Genomic DNA, 222 nt, shown 5'->3' on the forward strand with positions numbered 1-222 from the left:
GTGCCGGGGGCGTGGTGTGAGGTGCATCATGTGACGGGGTGGGCGGCAGGTGGTAAGACGACGACGGAGAATGGCGTTTTGTTGTGTTGGTGGCATCACCGCAGTGTGGAGGCGGGTGGCTGGCATGTGCGCATGGTGGCGGGGTTGCCCGAGGTGCGGGGGCCGAGGTGGTGGGATCCCGGTATGGTGTGGCGGCCGGCCAGGTCGGTGTGGGCGGTGGCG

At 68.9% G+C, this 222-nt stretch carries 1 pseudogene; it reads left to right on the forward strand.

The features are described 5' to 3' along the window. Nucleotides 1-21: 21 nt before the first annotated feature. Nucleotides 22-222: pseudogene (locus tag ACXR2W_RS14210) on the forward strand (hypothetical protein); the annotation flags it as partial.

The sequence above is a fragment of the Leucobacter faecis genome, assembly GCF_054456695.2.